We start from the raw sequence: 22,861 nt of genomic DNA on the forward strand, positions 1-22,861 counted from the left end.
CGCAAGGAGTCTCATGTCGCGTGTCGTGAAGCTGGCCGTCATCCCCGGTGACGGCATCGGTCCCGAGGTCATCGCGGAGGCGGAGAAGGTGCTCGACGCCGTCACCGCCCACAGCGACGTGACGTTCGACAAGACCCGCTTCTCGCTCGGAGCCGGCCGGTTCCTCGAGACCGGCGACACACTCACCGATGACGACCTGGCGGCGATCTCGGCGCACGACGCGATCCTGCTCGGCGCGGTCGGAGGCACGCCGGGCGACCCGCGCCTGAAGAACGCGAACATCGAGCGCGGCCTGCTGCTGAAGCTCCGCTTCACGCTCGACCACTACGTGAACCTCCGCCCGTCGAAGCTCTTCCCGGGTGCCCCTGGTCCGCTCGCCGACCCGGGGGAGGTCGACTTCGTCGTGGTGCGCGAGGGGACCGAGGGGCCCTACGTCGGCAACGGCGGCGCGATCCGCGTCGGCACGCCGCAGGAGGTCGCCAACGAGACCTCGGTCAACACCGCCTTCGGTGTGGAGCGCGTCGTGCGCTACGCGTTCGACCTCGCCGAGCGTCGGCGCCGGAAGCTCACCCTCGTGCACAAGACCAACGTGCTCGTGCACGCCGGGGCGATCTGGCAGCGCATCGTGAACGAGGTCGCGGCCGAACACCCCGATGTGACCGTCGACTACCTGCACGTCGACGCCGCCACCATCTTCCTGGTCACGGACCCCTCGCGTTTCGACGTGATCGTGACGGACAATCTCTTCGGTGACATCCTCACCGACCTCGCCGGCGCCGTCACGGGCGGCATCGGCCTCGCAGCCTCGGGGAACATCAACCCCGACGGCGCCTTCCCGTCGATGTTCGAGCCCGTGCACGGCTCGGCTCCGGACATCGCGGGTCAGCAGAAGGCCGACCCGACCGCCGCGATCCTCTCGATCGCGCTGCTGCTCGACCACCTCGGCTTCGCGGCCGAGTCGGCGCGTGTGAGCGCCGCGGTCGAGGCGGACATCGCCGCGCGCAGCGGTGCCCGCACCACCGCGGAGATCGGCTCCGCGATCACTGCCCGCCTCTGAGCGGCGGGCGTAGGCTGACAGGGCGCGAGGATGCGCCCACCCACGAGGATTGGATGACGACATGACGACGATCGACGCCGAGACGAGCGTGGCTCCCCTGGAGTTCGCCGTGACGAAGAACCTGAACGCCGCGAGCCCGACGCGGCTCGCCGAGGTGCTGGAGAACCCCGGGTTCGGGGTCGTCTTCACCGACCACATGGTCGACATCTGCTGGTCGGCCAAGGGCGGCTGGCACCGTCCGCGCGTGCAGCCCTACGGCCCGATCCCGCTCGACCCCGCCGCCTCGGTTCTGCACTATGCGCAGGAGATCTTCGAGGGCATCAAGGCCTACCGTCACGCCGACGGGTCCATCCACACCTTCCGTCCCGACCGCAATGCCGCGCGCCTGCAGGCGAGCGCGCGTCGTCTGGCGCTTCCGGAGCTGCCCACCGAGTACTTCATCCAGTCGCTGCGCGAGCTGATCGCCGTCGACGGTCGCTGGGTGCCGTCGGGCGCCGACCAGAGCCTGTACCTGCGGCCGTTCATGTTCGCCAAGGAGGCTTTCCTGGGCGTGCGCGCGGCGCAGAAGGTGGCGTACTACGTGATCGCGAGCCCGGCCGGCGCGTACTTCAGCGGCGGTGTGAAGCCGGTGCGCATTTGGCTCTCGGAGGACTACGCCCGCGCGGGCAAGGGCGGCACCGGGAAGGCGAAGACGGGCGGCAACTACGCCTCGAGCCTCCTCCCGCAGGCCGAGGCCGCCGCCAAGGGCTGCGACCAGGTCGTGTTCCTCAACGAGAAACGCGACGTCGAGGAGCTCGGCGGCATGAACGTCGTGTTCGTGTTCAAGGACGGCCGCGTCGTCACCCCGGAGTCCGACAGCATCCTCGAGGGCATCACGCGCGACTCGCTGCTGCAGCTCGCGGAAGACCGCGGCTACACGGTCGAGAAGCGACCGATCTCGATCGACGAGTGGCGCCAGGGCGTCGCCTCGGGTGACATCGTCGAGGTGTTCGCGTGCGGGACGGCCGCCGTCGTCACCCCCATCGGTGCGCTGGTGGGCGAGGGCTTCGACGAGCCCCAGCCGTTGGGCGAGCTGGCGCTGTCACTGCGCGAGGAGCTGACCGACATCCAGTACGGCCGCCGCGAGGACAAGCACGGCTGGCTCGTGCGCCTCGACGCCTGATCCCCACCTCCGAAGACCCCGCGCCGGCTCGCCCGGTCCGGGGTCTTCGTCGTCGCTAGGCTGGACGCATGAAGATCGCCCGGTTCAGCCACGACGACGCCATCATGTACGGGATCATCGACGAGCGCGAGCTCGTGGTGCTGGCCGGGGACCCGATGTTCGCCGGGTACGAGACCACCGGCGACCGGGTGCCGCTCGCCGAGGCGAAGCTCCTCGCCCCCGTGATCCCGCGCTCCAAGGTCGTGTGCGTCGGCAAGAACTACCACGACCACGCCGCCGAGATGGGTGGGGTCGCGCCCGAGGAGCCGCTGCTGTTCCTCAAGCCGAACACGGCCGTCATCGGCCCGGACGACGCGATCGTGCGTCCCACCGCCCTGTCCGAGCGCACCGAGTACGAGGGTGAGCTGGTGGTCGTGATCGGCAAGATCGCCAAGAACGTCACGGCGGAGAACGCCCTCGACTACGTGCTCGGCTACACGATCGGCAACGACGTCACCGCGCGCGATCTGCAGCGCAAGGACGGACAGTGGTCCCGGGCGAAGGGCTTCGACACCTTCTGCCCGCTCGGCCCCGTGATCGAGACCGACTTCGACGCGTCGACGGCGACCATCGAGACCAGGGTCAACGGCGAGGTGCGGCAGCACGCGCCGCTCACCGACATGATCCACTCGGTGGCGGACATCATCGCGTACGCCTCGGCCGTGTTCACCCTTCTCCCCGGTGACGTGATCATGACGGGGACCCCGGCGGGTGTCGGCACGTTCACGGCGGGCGACGTCGTGGAGGTGGAGATCTCCGGCCTCGGCATCCTCCGCAACACCGCGCGCGACGCCGTTCCCGCGACATGACCTCCGGCGCCCTGACGGCGGCGCAGCAGACGGCGGTGCAGCGGCGCACCGTCCTCGTGCTGTCGCTCGGGCAGGTCCTCGGGGGCATCGCGTTCGGGGCGACCGTCTCGCTCGGTGCTCTGCTCGCGGCCGACATCTCCGGCAGCGACGCGCTCTCCGGGCTGGCGACCGCCTCCGTCACGCTCGGCGCGGCACTGTGCGCGATCCCGCTCGCTCGGCTGGCGGCACGGCTCGGTCGACGCCGCGCGCTCACGCTCGGCAACCTCTTCGCCCTGGTCGGCATCGCCGTGGTGATCCTCGCGGCCTCGGTCCGGGTGTTCCCGTTGCTCCTCGTCGGCATCCTGTTGATCGGTGCGGGCAACGCGGGCAACCTGCAGTCGCGGTTCGCCGCGACCGACCTCGCGGCCCCGCAGCACCGCGGCCGCGATCTGTCGATCGTGGTGTGGTCGACGACGATCGGCGGCGTCGCGGGACCGCTGCTGCTCGGCCCCGGCGAGGTCGTCGGCCACGCGATCGGGATGCCGCCGCAGACCGGGTCGTACGTGTTCTCGTTCGTGGCGCAGTGTGCCGCGCTCGTGCTGTACCTCGTGGCGCTGCGCCCGGACCCGCTCCTCGCGGCGCAGCGCCTCGCGACGCAGGCGGCCGCCGCCACCGGGACGACGGCGGTCGACCGTCCGCGGGTCGCGCGCTACGCCATCTTCGCCATCGCCGGTTCCCACGTGGTGATGGCGTCGGTCATGGCGATGACCCCGGTGCACCTGTCGCACATGGCGCACGGGGCACACGGCGCTGCGGCGACCCCGGCCGACGTCTCGGCCCTGGTGGGGATCACGATCGCGCTGCACGTCGGGGGCATGTACGCGCTGTCGCCCGTGTTCGGTGTGCTGGCCGACCGGTGGGGGCGGCTGCGCGTGGTGCTGCTGGGGCAGGTGCTCCTGGGCGGCGCGCTGGCGTTCGCGGTGTTCACGGGGACCGAGGCGTGGGGTGTGATGGTCGCGCTCATCCTGCTGGGCCTGGGCTGGAGCGCGGCGACCGTGGCGGCCGCCGCCCTGCTGACCGAGGCCTCGGCGCCCGAGCTGCGTACGCGCCGCCAGGGTCGCAGCGACTCGCTCATGAGCCTCTCGGCCGCCGCCGGTTCCGTGCTCGCGGGCATCGTGCTGTCGAACTTCCAGTACGCGGGCCTCGGCATCGCCGCCTCCGTGCTCGTCCTCGCGATCGTGGTGTTCTCGCCGCTCGCGCGGACCACTGCGCGGTGACCGACGGCGGGGGAGCCGTCACACGGCGATCGCCCTGAGCGCCATCCGCTGAGCTCACGCGGAGGCGGTGTGTACTGCGCTACGGTCGAGCCATGTCCTCCCAGGCCGGACGAGTCGCCGCAGGTGCTGCGCTCGTCGTCATCGTCGGCGCGCTCACCGGGTGTGCACCGAGCATCGGGACGCTGGTGAGGGACAGCCTCGCCGAGTCCGTGGAAGACGCGCAGGACTCGTTGTGGGAGTACCGCGACCAGATCGTCAGCGACCCGGAAGCGGCCGTCGCCGGACTCGGCTTCGTCCACGACGCGCGTGAGGGTGCCGAAGACGGATCCGGTCTGTACACCCTGGTGGCCCTCGACGACGCCGAGGACGCCGTGACCCTCACTCTCGTCGTGGGCGGCGGTGCGACGACCGGCGGCGGGCACTGGTATCAGCAGTCGAGCGCCGCGACGTGCGTCGACTTCGTCTTCCCGCAGGCCGCCGCCGAGATCCGTGCGGAGGACGGCGTGTGCGGAGACATCCCGGACGCGGACAGGTACGACGAGGTCGTCCCATTCAGGGACCTCGACGTTCGGGAGTCGGTGACGGCGGCGGACTACCCGCCACCGATCTGCCAGTGCCACAGCGGAGGCGACTGCGACTGCCCAGGAGGCTGAGCGAGCGCCGCGGGCTGAGCCCCGCGCACCCGTAGAATCGAAAGGCTATGGCTACTCCTCACCCCCTCACCACGACCGCCAGCGGCGCCGACATCCGCGTCCGCTTCTGCCCCTCTCCGACGGGGCTGCCGCACGTCGGCATGGTCCGCACGGCTCTGTACAACTGGGCGTACGCGCGCCACAACGGCGGGAAGATGGTGTTCCGCATCGAGGACACCGACGCCGCGCGGGACAGCGAGGAGAGCTTCCGTCAGCTGGTCGACGCGCTCACCTGGCTTGAGATCGACTGGGACGAGGGCGTCGAGGTGGGCGGTCCCCACGCACCGTACCGCCAGTCCGAGCGGCACGACATCTATCGCGGAGTGATCGACAAGCTGCTCGCGACGGGCGCGCTCTACGAGAGCTACTCGACGGCGGAGGAGATCGACGCCCGCAACGAGGCCAACGGTCGGGCGAAGCAGCTCGGCTACGACAACTTCGACCGCGACCTCACGGATGAGCAGAAGGCGGCGTTCCGCGCGGAGGGCCGCCAGCCGGCCCTGCGCCTGCGGGTGCCGGACGAGGACCTCACGTACGTCGACCTCATCCGCGGCGAGGTCACCTTCCCGGCCGGGTCGTTCCCCGACTTCGTGGTCGTGCGTCCGAACGGCGTGCCGCTGTACACCTTCGTGAACCCGGTCGACGATGCGCTCATGGGCATCACCCACGTGCTGCGCGGCGAGGACCTCATGCCCTCCACCGCCCGTCAGCTGTCGCTCTACGCCGCGCTGATCGACGCCGGGGTGACGACCTTCGTCCCGCGCTTCGCGCACATGCCGCTGGTGCTGGGGGAGACGGGCACGAAGAAGCTCTCCAAGCGCGACCCCCAGGCCGACCTCTTCCTGCACCGGGAGCGCGGCTTCATCCACGAGGGGCTGCTGAACTACCTGGCGCTGCTGGGCTGGTCGATCGGCCCCGACCGTGACGTGTTCTCGCTCGACGAGTTCATCGCCGCGTTCGACATCGAGAACGTGAACCCGAACCCGGCCCGCTTCGACCAGAAGAAGGCGGAGTCGATCAACGGAGACCACATCCGCATGCTCGACGTGAAGGACTTCGCCGAGCGCTCGGTGCCGTACCTCGCCGCGGCCGGCCTGTTCGACGAGCCGACCCACGAGCAGCTCGTGCTGGCCTTCCGCGCCGCGCCGCTCGTGCAGGAGCGGGTGCAGCTGCTGGGTGAGGTGCCGGGCATGCTCGGCTTCCTCTTCCGCGACGAGGTGTCGTACGACGCCGACGCGCTCAAGGGCCTGCCGGCGAACGCCGCGGAGGTCCTGGAGGCCTGCGTCGCCGCGCTCGAGCCCGTGCAGGACTTCACCCCGGAGAACGTCCAGGAGGCCCTGTCGACGGCGCTCGTGGACGAGCTCGGGCTCAAGCCCCGCGTGGCCTACGGGCCGCCGCGCGTCGCCATCACCGGGCGCCGCGTCTCGCCGCCGCTGTTCGAGTCGATGGAGCTGCTCGGCAAGGACGAGTCGCTGCGGCGACTGCGCGCCCTGGCCGCGTTCCTGGCCGACTGAGCCGCGACGCGCCCGAGCGGCGGCACACGCCGGTGGTTTTGGCGATCGGTCGCCGCTCGGGTAAGCTTGACTCTCGGTGCGAGGCTCCGGTTTCGCCCTTGGGGTATGGTGTAATTGGCAACACGGCTGATTCTGGTTCAGTTGTTCTTGGTTCGAGTCCAGGTACCCCAGCACTTCACAGAAGCCCGGAAATCCGCAGGAATGCGGCTCCGGGCTTCTGTCGTTCTCGGGCGAGGGCGGGCACGCTACGGCGTCTTCGCCGGCGGGCCGGTCTGCTCCGCGCGGAGCACCAGGGCGATGCTGGCGAACGCGATCGATGCGGTGACGGCGGGGAGATAGGTCAGGATGTCGGGCGTGACCGTCGAGGCGCCCCAGCACACCGCGGCGGCAAGTGCGGACACCAAAAAGGCGAGGATGTCGAGGGGGCCGCGCTTCCTGACGAAGACGGCGGCCAGGAGCAGCGCCGCGGCGATCAGTGGTGCCACGGTGGTCAGCACGGCGGCGACGCCGTGGTGGTTCGCCGCGTTCCAGACCGCGAAGTAGAGCTGCGCTCCGGCGAGGACGGAAGCCGCGACGCGGCGGGTTTCGCGATAGAAGGCGTGCATCAGTGCTCCTCAGCGACCCGGGAGCATGGGCCGCTCCCGACGGAGCGAGGGTACGCCAGATCCGCCGTCATGTCCGCATATGAGGACGCCAACGCGACCGAACCGTGCTCCCCGCTACTCGCACTCCCCGAGGAAGCCCAGGTAGCAGACGGCCTCGTGGGTCACGGCAGGCTCATAGTCGTCGTTGGATACCTGGCGGGTCGCGGTCTCCGGCGTGCGGGTGAGGTGTCCGAAGTCGCCCAGGGAGGCGACGTACGTGCCGTCGACATCCTCCGCGATCATCCGGTCGATCTCGGCGCGGTGCTGTGCGCACAGGTCGGCCGCGGTCGGCACCAGTTCCACGCCGGCGCACGCCCCCGCGTACTGGGCCTCCATCGCGGCGATGCAGTCGGTCCAGTCCTGGTCGACGTAGCACGGGCTCACCCCGTCGTCGGCGACGAGGTAGGCGCCGGTCTCGTACTCCTCGCTGTGGAAGGTCTCGGGCTTCTCCGGCACGTCGACCTTGGTCCAGTGGCGCGCCGTGACCACGGCGTAGACCGTGACGATCGCGGCGATGAGCAGCAGGGCGCCGACGATCGACAGCGCGATCCAGAGCCCCGCACGACTCTTGCGGCCGGTGCCGTCGGCGGGCGGGGCGTTCGGGTCGAGCGGCGGGGTGGCGAACGGAGCGGCGCCGGTCGCGTACGCCTCGGTGGTCGCGCCGTACGCCGCGGGGTACGCGGTCGGCGCGGACGTGGGGAGGTCGTGGCCGCCCAGGGGCATCGTCGCGGCGACGGTCGCGGCGGGCGGCGTGGCCTGGCCGCTGACGGTGAGCCAGTAGTCGTACCAGCTGCGGCTCGCCTGGTCGTCGGCCTGCACGCGCTGGGCCTCGGCGGCGGTCAGCGGGAGGCCGAGGGCCTGCAGCCCCTCGTCGCTCAGCAGGGACGATCGGAACTCCTCGTATGACAGCGGCATGGTCGCAGAATATCGGTTCGGCGCCGGATCGGCAGGCCGCGCGGCCGATGTCGGAAGACCCTGGAACACTACCGAGGTGATCGGAATGAGCTCCTTCTGGAAAGCGCTGCCCACCGAGGGGCGCTGGCTGCTGTCCACCGTCGCCATCCAGACGCTCGGGCGGGGCATGACGTTGCCGTTCACGATCATCTACCTGCACGAGGTCCGCGGGTTCGACCTGGGGCTCTCGGGCGCGCTGATGAGCCTGATCGCCATCACCGGGCTCGTCGTGACCGGTCCGGGAGGCACGCTCATCGACCGCTTCGGTGCCCGCCGCGTGCTGATCACGGGGCTGCTGGCGATGATCGCGGGGTGCACGCTCCTGGCGTACGCGACGCATCCTGCCGTGGCCACCGTGGCCGTGGTGCTGATCGGCGTGAACTTCGGCGTCTCCTGGCCGGGGTTCAACGCCCTGATCGCCTCGGTGGTCGAGGGTGAGCTCCGCCAGCAGTACTTCGGCGTGAACTTCGCGCTCGTGAACCTGGGCATCGGCGTCGGCGGCATCGTCGGCGGGTTCTTCGTGAACGTCGACGATCCCGCGACCTTCACCACGATCTTCCTCATCGACGCGGCGACCAGTCTCATCCCGCTCGCGCTGCTCCTCGGGCCGCTGCGACGTGTGCGCACGCAGCCCGACCACGACCCGGCCGACGAGACGGCGGGTGGCTACCGCGAGATCGTGCGCCGGCCCGCGGTGCTGTGGCTGACGCTGCTCACCTTCCTCTCCGTCTTCATCGGCTACGGACAGCTGGAGGCCGGCTTCCCGGCGTTCGCGCGACAGGTGGCAGAGGTGTCGACACAGGTGGTCGGCATCTCCTTCGCCGTGAACACCGCGGTGATCGTGCTGCTGCAGTTCGCGGTGCTCCGGCTGATCTCCGGCAAGCGTCGCACGCGGGTGATGCAGGTGATGGCGCTCATCTGGGCCCTGTCCTGGGTCGCGCTCGGAGCTGCGGGGCTGCTGCCCGACTCGCTCGCGGCCGCGATCGGGGTGATCGCGTTCATGGGGGTGTTCGCATTCGGGGAGACGATGCTGCAGCCGACGGTGCCCGCGATCTACAACGACCTCGCCACCGACCGCACCCGGGGCCGCTACAACGCGATCAACTCGGCGGCGTTCCAGGGTGGAGCGATCACCGGGCCGTTGGTGGCCGGTCTGCTGCTCGGCGCGGGTGCACAGGGCTGGTTCATCGGCGTGATGGTGGCCGGAAGTCTGGCGGTGGGCGTTCTGGCTCTCGTGCTCGAGCGCGTGGTGCCTTCGGAGGCGAACGGCGTCCCCCTCCATCGAACGGAGGAGGTCGCGGGCGAGGCCGCGGTCTAGGCTCCGGAGCATGGCACTCGAATCGCTCTTCCTCCGCCTCGATCGGATCGCCGGCGGGCGGCAGGCCGGCGTCGCGATCAGCGAGGCCGGACGCACCCATCCGAAGACCGTGCGCGCCTTCACCTGGATCCTCTGGCTGCTGGTCGCGGAACTGGTGCTCGGGGTCGGCGCCGTCGTTGTCGCGCTGATCCTCGCCGTCGACGGCGAGAGGGTGCCGTTCGCCGTGTGGATGCGCACGCTCATCGTGCTGGCGATGACGGCGACCCTGTTCTACTTCGCCTGGCGGGCCCGTCGTGGTTGGCGCTGGGCCTACCAGCGCCTGCGCCTCTTCGCGCAGATCTTCCCGGTCATCACGCTCGTCATGGCCGCCATCCCCGGGCTGTACCCGGTGTGGATGGTGACCGAGCAGATCGTGTTCAGCCTCATCATGATCGGCATCGCCGACTTCCTCACCAGCGACCACATGCGCTCCGTCTTCGCGAAGGATCCGCCCGCGGATAGCACCTCGGCCGGGTGACGCGCCACTCCCTTTTCGTCCGGTCGCACCCGAGGCAGGCTTCAGGGGACCGGAACGACGACGGCGGGAGGAGCAGGGATGGCGCGGCTGATCAGGGTGGTGCCGGGCGTCGACCCGGGGTTCCGTCGACAGCGGTCGGGCTCCGGGTTCCGCTACGTCGACCCGACCGGCGCACCAGCGCCCGAGGCCGACCGGGAGCGCATCAACGACCTGGTCATCCCGCCCGCGTGGCGCGACGTATGGATCGCGGCGGATCCGCTCGCGCACATCCAGGCCGTCGGCATCGACCAGGCCGACCGCAAGCAGTACCTCTACCACCCGCTGTGGCGCGTCTCCCGCGACCGCCGGAAGTTCGTGCGCGCCCTCGATCTGGCCTCCGCGCTCCCGAGCGCGAGGGCGCAGGTGACCAGGGCGCTGCGCGAAGAGGGGCAGACCAAGGACAGGGCCCTCGCGATCGCGTTCCGACTGCTCGACGACGCGGCCCTGCGCATCGGATCCGAGCGGTACCTCGCGCGTCACGGCAGCCGTGGACTGACCACGCTGAGGCGCCGCGACGTGCGGCTCAGCGGCCGCGACGTCGCACTGTCGTTCCCCGCCAAGAGCGGTCGCACCGCCTCGATCGAGATCACCGACGAGGCCCTCGCGGAGGCGCTCACGGACTTCGCGGCGGGAGCCTCGAATGCGTTCCTGCTCGCGTACCGCAAGGGGAGGAGGCGTGTGAAGATCACGCCCGCGGAGGTGAACGCGTACCTCAAGGACGTGTTGGGGGCGAGCTTCACGGCGAAGGACTTCCGCACGCTGCACGGCACGATCATCGCCGCCGACGCCCTCGCCCGCATCGGGGCCCTCGACCGCAAGGGTCAGCGCGCGCAGGCCGAGCGGCTGGCCGTGCAGGCCGCAGCGACCGCGCTCGGGAACACGACTGCCGTCGCCCGCAACAGCTACATCGACCCGCGCGTGTTCCGGCAGTACGCGCGCGGACGCACCCTCGATCTCGACGTGACCCCGGAGACCGCGATCCGTCGCCTCCTCGGCGGTCCCGAGACCTCCCGCAAGGTCAACCGGCGAGGGACGAGCAGAGGGCGGCGATCAGCAGCGGCACGAGCCGCGTGAGCACGGCCGCGACCACCGGCCAGCACTGCGCGCGCGTCTTGACGCCGCGTACCGCGGCCGGGACCCGGTCGCGCGGCGACGAGGCCGTCGCGTCGGCCCGGCAGGCCGCGTCCCGGGGGCTCTCCGCGGAACCGGGGGCATCGGCTCGTCCAGGTCTGAACCTCGCCGAGGCCGTGCGAACGGCTCCAGGATGCCAGGATGGAAGGATGGACACCGCCAACCTGACCCGCGAGGAGACCGCCGCGCGATCCGCGGCCGTCACCCTCCACCGCATCCGCGTCGAGCTCGACCTGACCGGAGCGCCGGAGCGGGCCCGCACCGGATTCCCCACCGCGACCACGCTGGAGTTCGACGCGACGACCGACGCGACCTGGCTCGACTTCATCGGCGAGGAGGTGCGCCGCGTCGAGGTGAACGGCGAGGAGCGCGAGGTCGACTACGACGGAGCACGGATCGCGATCACCGGTCTGGCACCGTCCAACGTGGTGCGGGTCGAGGCGGTCGGCGCTTACAGCCGCTCGGGGGAGGGGCTGCACCGCTTCCACGACCCCGCCGACGACCGCACCTACCTGTACACGCAGTACGAGCCGGCGGACGCCCGCCGCGTGATGGCGTGCTTCGAGCAGCCCGACCTCAAGGCCGAGTACACCTTCGTGGTCGATGCGCCGTCGGGGTGGGAAGTGCTGTCCAACCAGTCGCCCGCCCATGTGGACCTCGGCGTGGGCGTGCAGCGCGTGGAGTTCGCCCCTACGCTGCCGATCTCCAGCTACATCACCGCGGTGGCCGCGGGACCGTACACCCGCGTGGACGGGGAGTGGACGCGCGACGAGCAGCGCATCGCCCTCGGACTGTTCGTGCGACGCTCGCTGGCCGAGCACCTCGAGTCGGACGAGATCCTGGAGGTCACGCGGCAGGGGCTCGACTTCTTCACCGAGGCCTTCGCCTATCCGTACCCCTGGGGCAAGTACGACCAGCTCTTCGTACCCGAGTACAACCTCGGCGCGATGGAGAACCCCGGGCTGGTGACCTTCACCGAGTCCTACCTCTCGCGCGGTGCCGCCACCGACGCACAGCGGGCGGCCAGGGCCAACACGATCCTGCACGAGATGGCTCACATGTGGTTCGGCGACCTCGTGACCATGACCTGGTGGGACGACCTGTGGCTCAAGGAGTCGTTCGCCGACTACATGGGCTCGCACGCGTCCGCGGTGGCGACGCGCTTCCACGACGCCTGGGTCACGTTCGCGATGCGGCGCAAGTCGTGGGCCTATCAGCAGGATCAGCTGCCGACGACGCACCCAATCGTGGCCGACATCCCCGATCTCGAGGCGGCGAAGCTCAACTTCGACGGCATCACGTACGCCAAGGGTGCCTCGGTGCTGAAGCAGCTGGTCGCCTACGTCGGCGACGAGGCGTTCTTCGAGGGCGCGCGACGCTACTTCGCGGCGAACGCCTTCGGCAACACCACGCTCGACGACTTCCTCGTGGTGCTGAGCGAGGCGTCCGGGCGCGACATGAGCGACTGGGCGGCGGCGTGGTTGCAGACCACCGGGGTCTCGACGCTGTGGATCGAGGCGGACGACGACGGCCGCCGCACCCTCGTGCAGAGCGGGACCCGTCCGCATCGGCTCCGCATCGGCTTCTACGACCGGGTCGACGGTCGGATCGTCCGCCGCGAGCAGCGGGAGCTCGACCTTCCCGGCGAGCGGGTCGAGCTCGACGTCCCCGAAGCGGACCTCGTGCTCCTGAACGACGACGACCTCACCTACGCGAAGGCGAGAATGGACGACCGCTCGCTGGCGACCGCGGAGGAGTCGCTCTCGGCCATCGAGGACCCCCTGGCGCGGGCGCTCGTGTGGTCGTCGCTGTGGAACGCGACCCGCGACGGTGAGCTCGATGCGGGACGCTTCCTGCGCATCGCCCGTGCTCACGCCCCGGCCGAGCCGAACGGCGGACTGTTGGGGGCGGCGATCCAGAACGCCGCGTTCACCGTGCGCCACTTCGTGGCCGACGAACGCCGGGTCGAGGAGCAGCGCGCCTGGACGGAGGCCGCCTGGTCGGCGCTGCAGGCCGCGGAGGCGGGAAGTGACGCGCAGCTGTCGTGGGCGCGAGCGCTGGCGACGGCCTCGGCGTTCGACGATGTGCACCACGCCGACCTGCGCGACATGCTCGACGGCCGGGGTCCGGACGGTCTCGTGATCGATCCCGACCTGCGGTGGCAGCTGCTGACCGCGCTCGTCACCACCGGACACGCCGACGGTGCCGACATCGCGGCGGAGGAGGAGCGGGACGACACCGGCGACGGACGCACGGCCGCCCGCCGTGCCCGCGCGTCGCGCCCGGAGGCGCCCGTGCGCGCCGCGGCCTGGGCGGCTGCCTGGGATGACCGCTCGCTGACGAACGACCACCTGGACGCCGAGATCGCCGGGTTCCGCGCGGGCGGCCGTCGCGACCTGATCTCCGATTTCGACGCGGAGTACTTCTCCCGCATCCGCGACGCGTGGAGCGAGCGGAGCATCGAGCTGGCGCAGCGCCTGGTGATCGGGCTGTTCCCGGCCGGTGACACGCTCGACCCCGTCGACGCGTGGCTCGATGCGAACGCGGACGCCCCGGCGGCGCTGCGTCGCCTCGTGGTGGAGCAGCGCGACCACCTGGCGCGGGATCTCCGGGTCCGCGCCGGCCAGGCCTAGATCGGCTCGACGCTCATCCCCATGACCGTGCGCACGATCCACGGGTGCGCTCGGTCGTCGTCGATGTGGCGCATGCCGAGCTTCTCGGCGACCCGGCGGGACGCGGTGTTGTCGGGGTGAATGATCGCGGTCAGCAGCGTCGGCGCGAGCTCGCGCCCGACGAGCTCGACGCAGGCGCGTGCGGCCTCCGTGGCGTAGCCGCGCCCCTGGAGCTCCGCGCGCACGTGGTAGCCGACCTCGAGCACGGGTTGCCCGTTCGACGACTGCCACGTGAGACCGCAGTCACCAACGAACGCGCCGTCGTGGGTCTCCAGGGTCCACAGGCCGTGCCCGTCCTGCGCGTAGCGCTCGCGCATGCGGACGATCCACGCGGCGCTCTCGGCGCGGGTCTTCGGCGCGGGATAGTAGGTCATCACCGCGGGGTCGCCGAGGAGCGCGGCGAGGTCGTCGAGGTCGTCGTCGATCATCTCGCGGAACACGAGCCGCTCCGTGGGGCGGGGCAGGAGCCGTCGCGGGGCCGACCGCGGTGGGGTGCTCACAGGTCGAGCGTGTCGCCGGGGTCGAGCACGAAGAACTCGCCGCCGTTCTGTTCCGTCGCCCACTGCAGCCGCTGCCGGTGCATGTTCCTGCCGATCACGGACAGCGTCATGTCGTGCGTGCCGAACGCCCGGCGCGGCTTGACGGCGAGCACGTAGTCCATCGCCTCGCCGATCTTGAGCCACGGGCCGCCGAGCGGTGCGGCCAGGGTCTGCACGTCCACGCCCTCGGGCACCGCGTACGAGTCGCCGGGGTAGTAGAGCTCGTCGTTCACGAGCACGCCGACGTTGTCGATGGTCGGGATCGAGGAGTGGATCACGGCGTGGGTGCCGCCGAAGAAACGCAGTGTGAACGGTCCGACCTCGATCGTGTCGCCGGGCGAGACCACCGTGATGTCGTAGCCGTCTGCCGCCCGGGCGACCCCTTCCGGGCCGTAGACGGGGGTGCCGGGCGCGGCACGGAGGATCCGATCCAGCTGCTCCGGCGTCCAGTGGTCGGGGTGCTCGTGGGTCAGCACGACCCCCACGAGTCCGCTGAGGTCGTCGGGCGGCGTGGTGAAGGAGCCGGGATCGATCAGGAGGGTCTGACCGTTGAGGTCGAGACGGAGGGCGGCATGTTCGAACTTGGAGACGCGCATGACATGAGTCAACCGCTCCGTGGCGGTCGCGGCAATCACCGCGACGGCGCGCCACGCCCGGGAGTCGCGCGGACGCGGTGCCGATTTGGCGCGCAGAGAACGGCCGTGCCATACTTGAACGGTTGTCGCGGGACGGAAACGCTCCGCCAGACGGCCCCATCGTATAGCGGCCTAGTACGCCGCCCTCTCACGGCGGTAACGCGGGTTCGAATCCCGCTGGGGTCACACAACACGACGAAAGCCCTCCGGTTTGCCCGGAGGGCTTTCGTCGTCTGCGGCAGGTGCTCATCCCGCGGGTCGCAGCGACAGGATGCGGAAAGCCGCCGTGCGAAGGGGGACCATCATGAGCGCCATCATCGCCCCGCCGAACACCGCGAACGGCACCCAGACCGCGGTCGCCGAGGCGAGCGCCCCGAATCCGGCCATCGCCGCCGGCATCAGGCAGTCATCGCCGAGGCGGGTGAGCGCGCCCATCCGTCCGAGGTACGCGGTGTCGACCGTCGCGGAGAACGTCGCGCTCAGCAGCACCGAGGCGAACCCTGCGGTGGCGCCGATCACGAAAGCCGCCGTTCCCACCGTCCAGGCCGGTCCCACGCCCAGTGCCGCGATCCCCGCCCCCTGCACGACCAGCGCCCAGAATCCGCCGTAGGCCTCGCGCCGCGGACGCCACTTCGCGACTGAGACCGCCCCGAGCGCGGCGCCGAGGCCCAGCAGCGCCTCGAACAGTCCGACGGCCTGGGCGCCCCAGCCCTCGTCGTGCGCACGCAGCGCCAGACCGATGCCCACGGCCGGCCCCACGGCGAGGTTCAGCCCCGACAGCGCGATCACCAGGGTGCGCGTGGTGCGGTTCGCCGCCAGGTGCGCGAAGCCGGAGCCGATGCCGCGCAGACCCGACTGCCGGGCGGCACGCGCCAGGCGGAACCGGGGGCGCAGCCAGAGGGCGAGGAACGCCAGGACGACCGTGAAGGTGAGCGCGTTGACCGAGGCGCTGCCCACCAGCCCGGTGTGCGCGACCACCAGGCCACCGGCGGCGGCACCGCCCATCGTCCCGAGTCGCGAGGCCGTCTGCGCGGCGGCCCCGTACGACGGCAGGTCGGACGTGCGCACGAGCTGCCGGGCGATGGTGCCCGCCGACGGCTCGTAGAACGCGTCGCACACGCCGAACGCGACCGCGGCGAACACCAGCACGGCGACGGTGGGGGGCGTCGCCAGCACCCACAGGGCGACCGCGACGAGAACAGCCACGCGGGCCACGGTGAACAGCAGCATCACGCGGCGGGCGTCCACGCGGTCCGCGAGCACCCCGCCGAACAGCAGGATCAGTGCCCGGGGGAGGGTTCCGGCGGCGACGATGAGCCCGGCGACCGCGGGGGACGCGATCTGCACCGCCGTCCACGCCAGGGCGATGGTCCACAGCGCATCCCCTGCGTCGGAGAGGGCCTTCACGCCGATCCAGGCATGGACCAGGCGGTCGCGCCGGAACGGCGGAGGCGGCGCGAGCTCGACCGGCTCCTCGACCGCGGTCATCAGGGCTCCGTGGGGAATGCGTGGGCGAACACGAAAACCGGCACGCGCTCCTGGCCGTCGTCCAGGGCGATGCCGCCCTGCCACTCGCGGATGGTCTGCAGCAGCCGCGCGGAGAGGTCCCGCAGCTCGTCGGGGGAGGCCCACGCGGTGGTCTCGGTGTTGGATGCGTCGTACCCGGCATAGGCGGGGTCGTCCCGGTGCCGGTGCCAGCGCTGGAGCCGGTCGATCTGCATGCGGATGCCCTGGCGTTGCGCCTCGCGGGCGAGCAGCGCATCGGCGGGGGAGTCGGCGAAGTCGTCCACCGACCAGGTGAGCCCTCGTCGGGCCACCCGCCACCAGCTGGTGCGGCGGTCGTCCGACTCATCGGGCGCGCGTTCGACGACGCCCGCGCGTTCGAGCATGCGCAGGTGATGGCTGATGCTGCCGACCTGGCTGTCGAGGGCGCGCGCGAGCGTGGTCACCTGGCACGTGCCGTAGAGCAGGAGGTAGTCGTAGATGCGGCGGCGCAGCGGGTGGTGCACGGCGGTGATCACGGAGATGTCTTCCACGGGCATCACGCTAGGGCGGGGTCGGCGGGTGCACAAGAGTTCTTGTATACCCCGGAAAATCAGGTTTGCGAGTCGGGTCCCTCTCGCCGTCAGCCCTCGTCGCCCGTGCGCGCGGCCGGTGCCTCGGAGTGCTTCCGGCGGGTGCGACGCGACCGACGGATCAGCCAGACCACGAGCACGACCACCGCGGCGACCGCCAGCCAGGGGAGCAGGAAGCCCACCGCGATGACCAGTGCGTTCAGCGACACGACGAGGCCGTTCCACCCCGCGAGGAGACCGTCGCCGAAACCAGCGGGGTCGGCCGTGCTCGGCGCGGTGGCCTTCGTGAGCTGCACCTGCAGCGACGACATCGCCACCTGATCGTCGAGGGCAGCGAGCTGCTGCTCGTACGACTCCAGCTGCGCTTGCCGGTCGGTGAGAGCCACCTCGGCCTCGATGAGCTCCGACACGCTGCCCGACTGCGCCATGAGCTGCGTGAGCCGGTCGACCGACGCCCTGGTCGAGTCGACGCGTGCCCGCAGGTCGATCGCGGTCGACGTCACATCCTGCTTCGACGTGGAGGACGACAGCACCTCGCCGGTGTCGCCGAGCGCCGCGATCACGGCGGTGAGGTCGGTGGAGGGAACGCGGATGCTGATCCAGCCGTACGCGGAGTCGGCGGGCGCGGGCGCGCGGGTGTCGTCCGCCGCGAGCGCCTTGCCCACCTCGGTGCTCTCGACGTAGCCGCCGTGCTCCTCGGCCAGCGCGGCGATGGCGTCCGCCGCGTCGGGGATGCTCCTCACCTGTACCGTGGCCTGCGCGGTCGCGATGATGTCGCGGCCGGCGTCCGCCGTGGCGGCCCCCGGCAGCGCCACTCCGGGCAGCATCCCGCCGCTCGTGTCGGAGCGCGCGCCGTCGCCGGGCACCGAGCCGGGCGGGACCGCGGTGGTGCCCTCCGGCGCGGAGTCGGTCGACGATTCGGTCACCGCGTCGCCCGGGAGGCTGAGTCCCTCGACCGTCGACACGGCGGAGCCCCCGACGCTGTGCAGGATCGGCGGGGTGACGAGCACGCCGATCACGAACGCGGCGGCGATCCCGCCTCCGGTGAGCCAGGCGCGGCGGCGCCGACGGGCCTTCCCCTCCGCCGGCCGCGCCGGAGCGCGCTCCTCGGCGATCTCGGCGAACACCGCGTGCTCGATGCGGGCGATGGCCTCGTCCGACAGCTCGGGGAGCTGCTCGGCGGGAGTCTGTGCGTTCATGCGTCTCTCACTTCCTTCACGGCGCCGCGCAACTGCGTGCGCACTCGCGAGAGACGGTTCCGGACGACGGCGTGCGTGACCCCGAGCTCCTCCGCTGCGGCCTGATAGGCGTAGCCCTCCGCCGCGCACAGCCGGAAGATCTCCCGGTCGAGCTCGCTCAGCGTGCCCACCTCGGCAGCGATCCGCGCGGCGAGCGCGGCCGTGATGACCTGCTCCTCCACGCTGACCGTGCTCGCCAGCTCCTCGTCGACCGCGTCCGCCGTGTGCGCCCGGTCGCGGCGACGCTGGCGCAGGCGGTTCGCCGCCTGGAACCGGCAGATCGTCGCGAGCCAGGGCAGGATCGACTCGCCCTGCAGCTCCAGGCCGGGGAGCTTGCGCCACGCGACCACGAACGTCTCCTGGGTCACGTCCTCGGCATCGGCGGGGGAGGCGAGGATGCCCTGCGCGATCCAGTACACGGGCCGCACATGGGCCCGGTAGAGCTCGCGGAAGGCGCCCTCGTCGCCGGCTGCGGCCTGGGCCGCCCACCTCTGATCAGTCGTCTGGGAAGGCATCGGGTTTCCGTTCGGTGTCTCTCACCGGTGAGTGTCACGATCGGGCCCATCGTCTCAGACCCGGATTCCCGACGCGATCGCTCACGCCGCAGGTCGGATGCTCCGGTAGCATGGCTCCGGCGAGAGGGAGTATCCCGGACCCGCGCGTAACGTCATCACGAGCACCGACACCGCTGCTCCGGGCGCGCGACGCACTTCGGTGCGGGGGAGAGACTTTCGGACATCACCGACCCCTCGCGAAAGGTGCAGTGCGCCGTTGGACATCCCCGTCTGGTTCGAGATCACCTCGATGGTCGTGCTCACGATCATCCTGATCGGCGACCTCCTGCTCATCCGGCTGCGGCCGCACATCCCCTCGACGAAGGAGTCGACCCTCTGGGTGGTGTTCTACGTCGGGCTCGCGCTGCTGTTCGCGGTGCTGCTGGGAAACGTCGGCGGCTGGCAGAACGCGGGCGACTTCATCACGGGCTGGGCGCTCGAATACAGTCTCTCGGTCGACAACCTGTTCGTGTTCGTGCTGATCATGGCGCAGTTCGCCGTGCCGCGTCGGCTGCAGCAGCAGGTGCTGATGGTCGGCATCATCATCGCGCTGATCCTGCGCGGACTGTTCATCCTGGTCGGCGTCGCGGTGATCGAGAACTTCTCGCCGATCTTCTACGTGTTCGGCGCCTTCCTGGTCTACACCGCGATCCGCCAGGCCATGCCGGAGGGCGACCACGAGGACGAGGTCAAGCGCGAGAACTTCATCGTGCGACTGCTGCGTCGCCGCATCGACATCAGCGAGACGTACGACGGCTCGAAGATCCGCACGACCGTCGACGGGAAGCGCATGTGGACGCCCATGGTGATCGTGTTCATCACGATCGGCGTGACCGACCTCATCTTCGCGATCGACTCGATCCCGGCGATCTTCGAGATCACCACGAACGGCTTCCTCGTGTTCGCCGCGAACATCTTCGCGCTGATGGGGCTGCGGCAGCTGTACTTCCTCCTCGGCGATCTGCTCGACCGCCTGCGGTACCTCCACTACGGCATCGCCGTGATCCTCGGCTTCATCGGCATCAAGCTGATCCTGCACGCGCTGCACGTGAACGAGCTGCCGTTCATCAACGGCGGACAGCACGTGGAGTGGGTGCCCGACATCGACAACATGGTGTCCCTGGGCGTCATCCTCGTGTCGATGACGGTCGCCACGGTGGCCAGCCTCGTGGCGTCCTCGCGGGAGAAGCGCGCGGAGCGGCGCAGCGCCCCCGTCGGGGACTGAGCGGCCGGGAGGCCCGTCAGAACGATCGCAGGTTCGCCTGCAGCCCGCCGTCGGCGTACTCGCGCCGGAGCAGCCCGCGTCGGCGCAGGATCGGCACGAGCTCGTCGAGGGTGCGGTGCAGGGTGACGGGGTGGAAGTCTCCCCACAGGAGCACGCCGTCGTTGCCCCAGTCGCCGAGTTCCTCGACGAGGTCGGCGAACTCGTCCGCGGTGCCCACGAATCCCGTCCGGTCGGAGAGGCGTCCCGCCCGCGCGAGAGCGGTGAGGTGAGCGCGCAGCGGGGCGTCCTCGCCGCGGTCCCCGATCAGCCGCTGGATGCTGCCGCGCGACACGTGGGCACCGAAGATCGACAGGTCGAGCGGTCGGTCGAGGTCGAGCGTGGTGAGGTCGGTCTCCAGGTCGCTCGACTGCTTGCGGGCGATCTGGTGCAGCGCGGCGTCGTCGGGGCGCGCGGAGGCGGCGACGATGCGGTCGGCCTCCTCGCTCGACGACGTGATGACGGGCTGGATGGCGAACAGGATCGTGATGTCCTCGGGGCGTCGGCCCTTCGCGACCGCGGCCTCGTGCACTCTCGCGCGATAGTCGCGCACCGACTTCTCGTGCAGCGGGGCGAGGGCCAGCTGCACGTCGGAGTTCGCTCCCGCGAAGCCCAGGCCGCGTCCGGAGCCCCCGGGCGAGACGATCGCGGGCTCCCCGTCCGTGAAGGGCAGGGCGTTCAGCGGTCCGTCGAACGCGTAGTGGCGGCCGCGATGCGCGACGGGTCGCAGGCGACTGCCGTCGGCGTACACGTCGGTGGCGCGGTCGGCGACGAGCGCCCCGTCGTCCCAGCTGTGCCACAGCGACCGGATGCCGTCGAGCCACTCCTCGGCGCGGTCGTACGCCTCGTCGTGCCCGAGCTGCGGGGCGTCGGAGAAGTGCCGCGCGCTCCCGGTGTCAGTGACCACGTTGAGGCCGAGCCGATGGCCGCTCAGGTGGTGCAGCGTGGCGAACTGCCGCGCGGACGTGTACGGCAGCGATGCGGCGGGGTTGACGGTGGGGACCACGCCGAGGTGTCGCGTGGCCTGGAAGAGGTACGGCGCGAGCAGCAGCGGGTCGTGCTTCGGTCCGCCGAACGCGTGGCGCACCCGGAGGTCGATGGTCTCGGGCGAGCCGAGCGAGGGGCTGTCCTCGATGATCACGAGGTCGAATCCCGCCTGCTCGAGCGTGCGGGCGGCCTCCTGGTACACCTCGGGCCGCGTCCAGTCGTAGTCCCAGTCGAGGGACGGGTAGCCCCACCCCTGCGGGCCGAAGCCGCGGGCGAGGAACCATCCGAAGTGCTGCGGCCTGGTCATGCCACCGTCTCCCGCACCGACTCGAGCACGCGCGCCAGGTCGGCCACGAGGTCGTCGACGTCTTCGATGCCGATCGAGAGGCGCAGCGTCCCCGGTGCGACGCCGAGCACGCGGCGCTCCTCGTCCGTACGCTGCGCGTGGCTCGTGGTGCCCGGGTGCAGCACGAGCGAGCGCACGTCGCCGATGTGGGTCATGTGCGTGAACACCTCGACCTCCTCCACGAAACGACGCGCGGCGGGGAGGCCGCCGCGCAGCGTGACGGTGAAGATCGAGCCGAAGCCGCCGTCCAGGTAGCGTCGTGCGGTCGCATGGTGCGGGTGGGTCGGGAGGCCGGCGTAGTCCACGCTCTCCACGGCGTCGTGCGCGGCGAGCCAGCGCGCGACGGCGAGCGCGTTGCGCGACTGCCGCTCGACCCGCAGCCCCAGCGTCTCCGTGCCCTGCCCGATGAGGAAGGCGTTGAGCGGGGAGGGGGAGGCGCCGAAGCGCGGCGCGACCGACTCCCGCACGTACGCGATGCGGGCGTTGCCGCCGTGGCGGGCGTACACGCTCGGCAGTCCGCCGCGGCCGGGGAGCACGAGGTGCGGGGCGTTGTGTCCGGCGCGGTCGGCGTCGAAGCGGCCGTCGTCGACGATCACGCCGCCGAGCACGGAGCCGTGCCCGGCGAGGAACTTGGAGGCGGAATGCACGACGATCGCTGCGCCGTGCTCGAGCGGGCGCAGCAGGGCGGGAGTGGGGAGGGTGTTGTCCACGATCAGCGGGATCGCGGACTCGTCGCCGATCGCGCTCACTGCGGCGACGTCGAGCACGTCGTTGCGGGCGTTCGCGAGCGATTCGGCGAACAGCGCGCGGGTGGTGGGACGGATGGCCTCGCGCCAGGCGTCTGGATCGGCGATGTCGTCGACGAACGTGGTCTCGATGCCGAGGCGGGCCAGGTTGTCGAGGAAGAGCCCCCGGGTGCCCTCGTAGATGTGGGTCGACGACACGATGTGGTCGCCGGCTCCGACGACCGACAGCACCGCGGCGGTCACAGCGGCCTGACCGCTCGCCACGAGCACCGCGTCCGCCCCCGACTCGAGCGAGGCGAGCTGGCGCTCGACCGCGCGCACCGTCGGGTTCCCGGTGCGGGTGTAGCCGAATCCCGTCCCCGTGCCGAAGTGGTCGGCGGCGTGGTCGAAGTCGTCGAACTCGAAGCCGGCCGTGAGGTAGATCGGGGTCGCGCGCGACGCAGCGGTCTCGCGACGGCGTGCGGCGTGGACGGCACGGGTGGCGAAGCGGGCGGTGTCGACGGTCATGCGGGGCCTCTCGATCGGGCGGGTGAGCAACAGAGTGTCACGGCGCGTCGCGGCGTGTCCGAGCGGTGGTAACCTGACGTCATGCGGACCGTGCTCCTTCTTAGCGGCCGCGGCGAGACCTCGATCTGAGCCCCTCCTCGTCGCGGAGTCCATCGTGGGCCGAACCGCC

Annotated in this window: 21 protein-coding genes and 2 tRNA genes; 13 read left to right on the forward strand and 10 right to left on the reverse strand. The window is 71.0% G+C overall.

Translation table 11 applies throughout. The annotated features are described in order from the left end of the window. Window positions 1-13 precede the first annotated feature (13 nt). The 7 genes from ACFV3I_RS09620 (at window position 14) to ACFV3I_RS09650 (ending at window position 6,700) form a co-directional block, all read left to right on the forward strand. Window positions 14-1,057, forward strand: a complete 1,044-nt coding sequence (locus tag ACFV3I_RS09620; RefSeq protein WP_136036988.1) for a 3-isopropylmalate dehydrogenase — start codon at window positions 14-16, stop codon at window positions 1,055-1,057. A 61-nt stretch (window positions 1,058-1,118) separates the two neighbouring features. Continuing rightward, complete coding sequence (locus ACFV3I_RS09625) at window positions 1,119-2,219, forward strand: branched-chain amino acid aminotransferase (RefSeq protein ID WP_247638712.1); 1,101 nt, start codon at window positions 1,119-1,121, stop codon at window positions 2,217-2,219. Between the two features lie 68 nt (window positions 2,220-2,287). Beyond that, window positions 2,288-3,067 (forward strand): fumarylacetoacetate hydrolase family protein, encoded by a 780-nt coding sequence (locus ACFV3I_RS09630; protein ID WP_136034913.1) that lies wholly within the window; start codon window positions 2,288-2,290, stop codon window positions 3,065-3,067. Continuing rightward, window positions 3,064-4,323 carry an MFS transporter gene (locus tag ACFV3I_RS09635; protein WP_378822750.1) on the forward strand — a complete coding sequence of 420 codons (1,260 nt, stop codon included), beginning with the start codon at window positions 3,064-3,066 and terminating at the stop codon, window positions 4,321-4,323. The genes ACFV3I_RS09630 and ACFV3I_RS09635 overlap by 4 nt, the downstream gene beginning before the upstream one ends. Before the next feature lie 92 nt (window positions 4,324-4,415). Then, window positions 4,416-4,976, forward strand: a complete 561-nt coding sequence (locus tag ACFV3I_RS09640; RefSeq protein ID WP_378822752.1) for a hypothetical protein — start codon at window positions 4,416-4,418, stop codon at window positions 4,974-4,976. Window positions 4,977-5,023: 47 nt separating this feature from the next. Beyond that, complete coding sequence (gene gltX, locus ACFV3I_RS09645) at window positions 5,024-6,529, forward strand: glutamate--tRNA ligase (RefSeq protein ID WP_206251344.1); 1,506 nt, start codon at window positions 5,024-5,026, stop codon at window positions 6,527-6,529. A 99-nt stretch (window positions 6,530-6,628) separates the two neighbouring features. Further along, window positions 6,629-6,700 (forward strand) — tRNA-Gln (locus ACFV3I_RS09650). Window positions 6,701-6,774: 74 nt separating this feature from the next. Here the strand turns inward: ACFV3I_RS09650 and ACFV3I_RS09655 are convergent. Next, window positions 6,775-7,134 (reverse strand): hypothetical protein, encoded by a 360-nt coding sequence (locus ACFV3I_RS09655; RefSeq protein ID WP_378822753.1) that lies wholly within the window; start codon window positions 7,132-7,134, stop codon window positions 6,775-6,777. A gap of 114 nt (window positions 7,135-7,248) precedes the next feature. Beyond that, window positions 7,249-8,088 (reverse strand): hypothetical protein, encoded by an 840-nt coding sequence (locus tag ACFV3I_RS09660; protein ID WP_136034903.1) that lies wholly within the window; start codon window positions 8,086-8,088, stop codon window positions 7,249-7,251. Window positions 8,089-8,173: 85 nt separating this feature from the next. Between ACFV3I_RS09660 and ACFV3I_RS09665 the strand changes: the two genes are divergently transcribed. From ACFV3I_RS09665 to pepN, 4 genes are all read left to right on the forward strand, one after another. Then, complete coding sequence (locus ACFV3I_RS09665; RefSeq protein ID WP_206251340.1) at window positions 8,174-9,445, forward strand: MFS transporter; 1,272 nt, start codon at window positions 8,174-8,176, stop codon at window positions 9,443-9,445. A 10-nt stretch (window positions 9,446-9,455) separates the two neighbouring features. After that, the gene (locus ACFV3I_RS09670) at window positions 9,456-9,962 is read left to right on the forward strand and encodes a hypothetical protein (RefSeq protein WP_378822754.1); all 507 of its coding nucleotides are present in this window, start codon (window positions 9,456-9,458) and stop codon (window positions 9,960-9,962) included. A 78-nt stretch (window positions 9,963-10,040) separates the two neighbouring features. After that, the gene (locus ACFV3I_RS09675) at window positions 10,041-11,075 is read left to right on the forward strand and encodes a DNA topoisomerase IB (protein WP_378822755.1); all 1,035 of its coding nucleotides are present in this window, start codon (window positions 10,041-10,043) and stop codon (window positions 11,073-11,075) included. Window positions 11,076-11,281: 206 nt separating this feature from the next. After that, window positions 11,282-13,765, forward strand: coding sequence for an aminopeptidase N (gene pepN, locus ACFV3I_RS09680; protein ID WP_247638718.1), 2,484 nt, complete (start codon window positions 11,282-11,284; stop codon window positions 13,763-13,765). Here pepN and ACFV3I_RS09685 read toward each other — a convergent pair. After that, complete coding sequence (locus ACFV3I_RS09685; RefSeq protein WP_247638887.1) at window positions 13,762-14,232, reverse strand: GNAT family N-acetyltransferase; 471 nt, start codon at window positions 14,230-14,232, stop codon at window positions 13,762-13,764. The two genes, pepN and ACFV3I_RS09685, sit on opposite strands and share 4 nt — an antisense overlap. A gap of 68 nt (window positions 14,233-14,300) precedes the next feature. After that, window positions 14,301-14,939, reverse strand: coding sequence for an MBL fold metallo-hydrolase (locus tag ACFV3I_RS09690; protein ID WP_136036993.1), 639 nt, complete (start codon window positions 14,937-14,939; stop codon window positions 14,301-14,303). 152 nt (window positions 14,940-15,091) lie between these two features. On the opposite strand from ACFV3I_RS09690, the gene ACFV3I_RS09695 reads away from it, so the two are divergent. Next, a tRNA-Glu gene (locus tag ACFV3I_RS09695) sits at window positions 15,092-15,164 on the forward strand. A gap of 60 nt (window positions 15,165-15,224) precedes the next feature. On the opposite strand, the gene ACFV3I_RS09700 is transcribed toward ACFV3I_RS09695, so the two are convergent. The 4 genes from ACFV3I_RS09700 to ACFV3I_RS09715 form a co-directional block, all read right to left on the reverse strand. Next, window positions 15,225-16,466: an MFS transporter gene (locus ACFV3I_RS09700; RefSeq protein WP_378822756.1), complete on the reverse strand. Its 1,242-nt coding sequence runs from the start codon at window positions 16,464-16,466 to the stop codon at window positions 15,225-15,227. Further along, complete coding sequence (locus ACFV3I_RS09705) at window positions 16,466-17,014, reverse strand: helix-turn-helix domain-containing protein (protein ID WP_136034507.1); 549 nt, start codon at window positions 17,012-17,014, stop codon at window positions 16,466-16,468. The genes ACFV3I_RS09700 and ACFV3I_RS09705 overlap by 1 nt, the downstream gene beginning before the upstream one ends. A gap of 89 nt (window positions 17,015-17,103) precedes the next feature. Next, complete coding sequence (locus ACFV3I_RS09710; protein WP_378822757.1) at window positions 17,104-18,252, reverse strand: DUF4349 domain-containing protein; 1,149 nt, start codon at window positions 18,250-18,252, stop codon at window positions 17,104-17,106. Continuing rightward, window positions 18,249-18,806, reverse strand: a complete 558-nt coding sequence (locus ACFV3I_RS09715; protein WP_241115020.1) for a sigma-70 family RNA polymerase sigma factor — start codon at window positions 18,804-18,806, stop codon at window positions 18,249-18,251. The genes ACFV3I_RS09710 and ACFV3I_RS09715 overlap by 4 nt, the downstream gene beginning before the upstream one ends. Window positions 18,807-19,062: 256 nt before the next feature. On the opposite strand from ACFV3I_RS09715, the gene ACFV3I_RS09720 reads away from it, so the two are divergent. Next, window positions 19,063-20,070, forward strand: coding sequence for a TerC/Alx family metal homeostasis membrane protein (locus tag ACFV3I_RS09720; RefSeq protein ID WP_136034513.1), 1,008 nt, complete (start codon window positions 19,063-19,065; stop codon window positions 20,068-20,070). 16 nt (window positions 20,071-20,086) lie between these two features. Here ACFV3I_RS09720 and ACFV3I_RS09725 read toward each other — a convergent pair whose 3' ends face one another. Beyond that, window positions 20,087-21,400, reverse strand: coding sequence for an LLM class flavin-dependent oxidoreductase (locus ACFV3I_RS09725; protein WP_247638723.1), 1,314 nt, complete (start codon window positions 21,398-21,400; stop codon window positions 20,087-20,089). Then, complete coding sequence (locus ACFV3I_RS09730) at window positions 21,397-22,692, reverse strand: O-acetylhomoserine aminocarboxypropyltransferase/cysteine synthase family protein (RefSeq protein ID WP_136034517.1); 1,296 nt, start codon at window positions 22,690-22,692, stop codon at window positions 21,397-21,399. The genes ACFV3I_RS09725 and ACFV3I_RS09730 overlap by 4 nt, the downstream gene beginning before the upstream one ends. Window positions 22,693-22,861: the final 169 nt, after the last annotated feature.

Origin of the sequence: Microbacterium sp. NPDC059771, from assembly GCF_042732495.1 — a bacterium.
Lineage (GTDB): Bacteria > Actinomycetota > Actinomycetes > Actinomycetales > Microbacteriaceae > Microbacterium > Microbacterium sufflavum.

Excerpts from the sequence above, each read along its gene's own strand:
- ACFV3I_RS09700 (WP_378822756.1), bottom strand. The coding sequence starts at position 16,466 with ATGACCGCGGTCGAGGAGCCGGTCGAGCTCGCGCCGCCTCCGCCGTTC.
- ACFV3I_RS09690 (WP_136036993.1), bottom strand. The coding sequence starts at position 14,939 with ATGCGCGTCTCCAAGTTCGAACATGCCGCCCTCCGTCTCGACCTCAAC.
- ACFV3I_RS09675 (WP_378822755.1), top strand. The coding sequence starts at position 10,041 with ATGGCGCGGCTGATCAGGGTGGTGCCGGGCGTCGACCCGGGGTTCCGT.
- ACFV3I_RS09655 (WP_378822753.1), bottom strand. The coding sequence starts at position 7,134 with ATGCACGCCTTCTATCGCGAAACCCGCCGCGTCGCGGCTTCCGTCCTC.
- ACFV3I_RS09710 (WP_378822757.1), bottom strand. The coding sequence starts at position 18,252 with ATGAACGCACAGACTCCCGCCGAGCAGCTCCCCGAGCTGTCGGACGAG.
- ACFV3I_RS09665 (WP_206251340.1), top strand. The coding sequence starts at position 8,174 with ATGAGCTCCTTCTGGAAAGCGCTGCCCACCGAGGGGCGCTGGCTGCTG.
- ACFV3I_RS09670 (WP_378822754.1), top strand. The coding sequence starts at position 9,456 with ATGGCACTCGAATCGCTCTTCCTCCGCCTCGATCGGATCGCCGGCGGG.
- ACFV3I_RS09640 (WP_378822752.1), top strand. The coding sequence starts at position 4,416 with ATGTCCTCCCAGGCCGGACGAGTCGCCGCAGGTGCTGCGCTCGTCGTC.
- ACFV3I_RS09725 (WP_247638723.1), bottom strand. The coding sequence starts at position 21,400 with ATGACCAGGCCGCAGCACTTCGGATGGTTCCTCGCCCGCGGCTTCGGC.
- gltX (WP_206251344.1), top strand. The coding sequence starts at position 5,024 with ATGGCTACTCCTCACCCCCTCACCACGACCGCCAGCGGCGCCGACATC.
- ACFV3I_RS09630 (WP_136034913.1), top strand. The coding sequence starts at position 2,288 with ATGAAGATCGCCCGGTTCAGCCACGACGACGCCATCATGTACGGGATC.
- pepN (WP_247638718.1), top strand. The coding sequence starts at position 11,282 with ATGGACACCGCCAACCTGACCCGCGAGGAGACCGCCGCGCGATCCGCG.
- ACFV3I_RS09620 (WP_136036988.1), top strand. The coding sequence starts at position 14 with ATGTCGCGTGTCGTGAAGCTGGCCGTCATCCCCGGTGACGGCATCGGT.
- ACFV3I_RS09715 (WP_241115020.1), bottom strand. The coding sequence starts at position 18,806 with ATGCCTTCCCAGACGACTGATCAGAGGTGGGCGGCCCAGGCCGCAGCC.
- ACFV3I_RS09625 (WP_247638712.1), top strand. The coding sequence starts at position 1,119 with ATGACGACGATCGACGCCGAGACGAGCGTGGCTCCCCTGGAGTTCGCC.
- ACFV3I_RS09730 (WP_136034517.1), bottom strand. The coding sequence starts at position 22,692 with ATGACCGTCGACACCGCCCGCTTCGCCACCCGTGCCGTCCACGCCGCA.
- ACFV3I_RS09685 (WP_247638887.1), bottom strand. The coding sequence starts at position 14,232 with ATGATCGACGACGACCTCGACGACCTCGCCGCGCTCCTCGGCGACCCC.
- ACFV3I_RS09635 (WP_378822750.1), top strand. The coding sequence starts at position 3,064 with ATGACCTCCGGCGCCCTGACGGCGGCGCAGCAGACGGCGGTGCAGCGG.
- ACFV3I_RS09660 (WP_136034903.1), bottom strand. The coding sequence starts at position 8,088 with ATGCCGCTGTCATACGAGGAGTTCCGATCGTCCCTGCTGAGCGACGAG.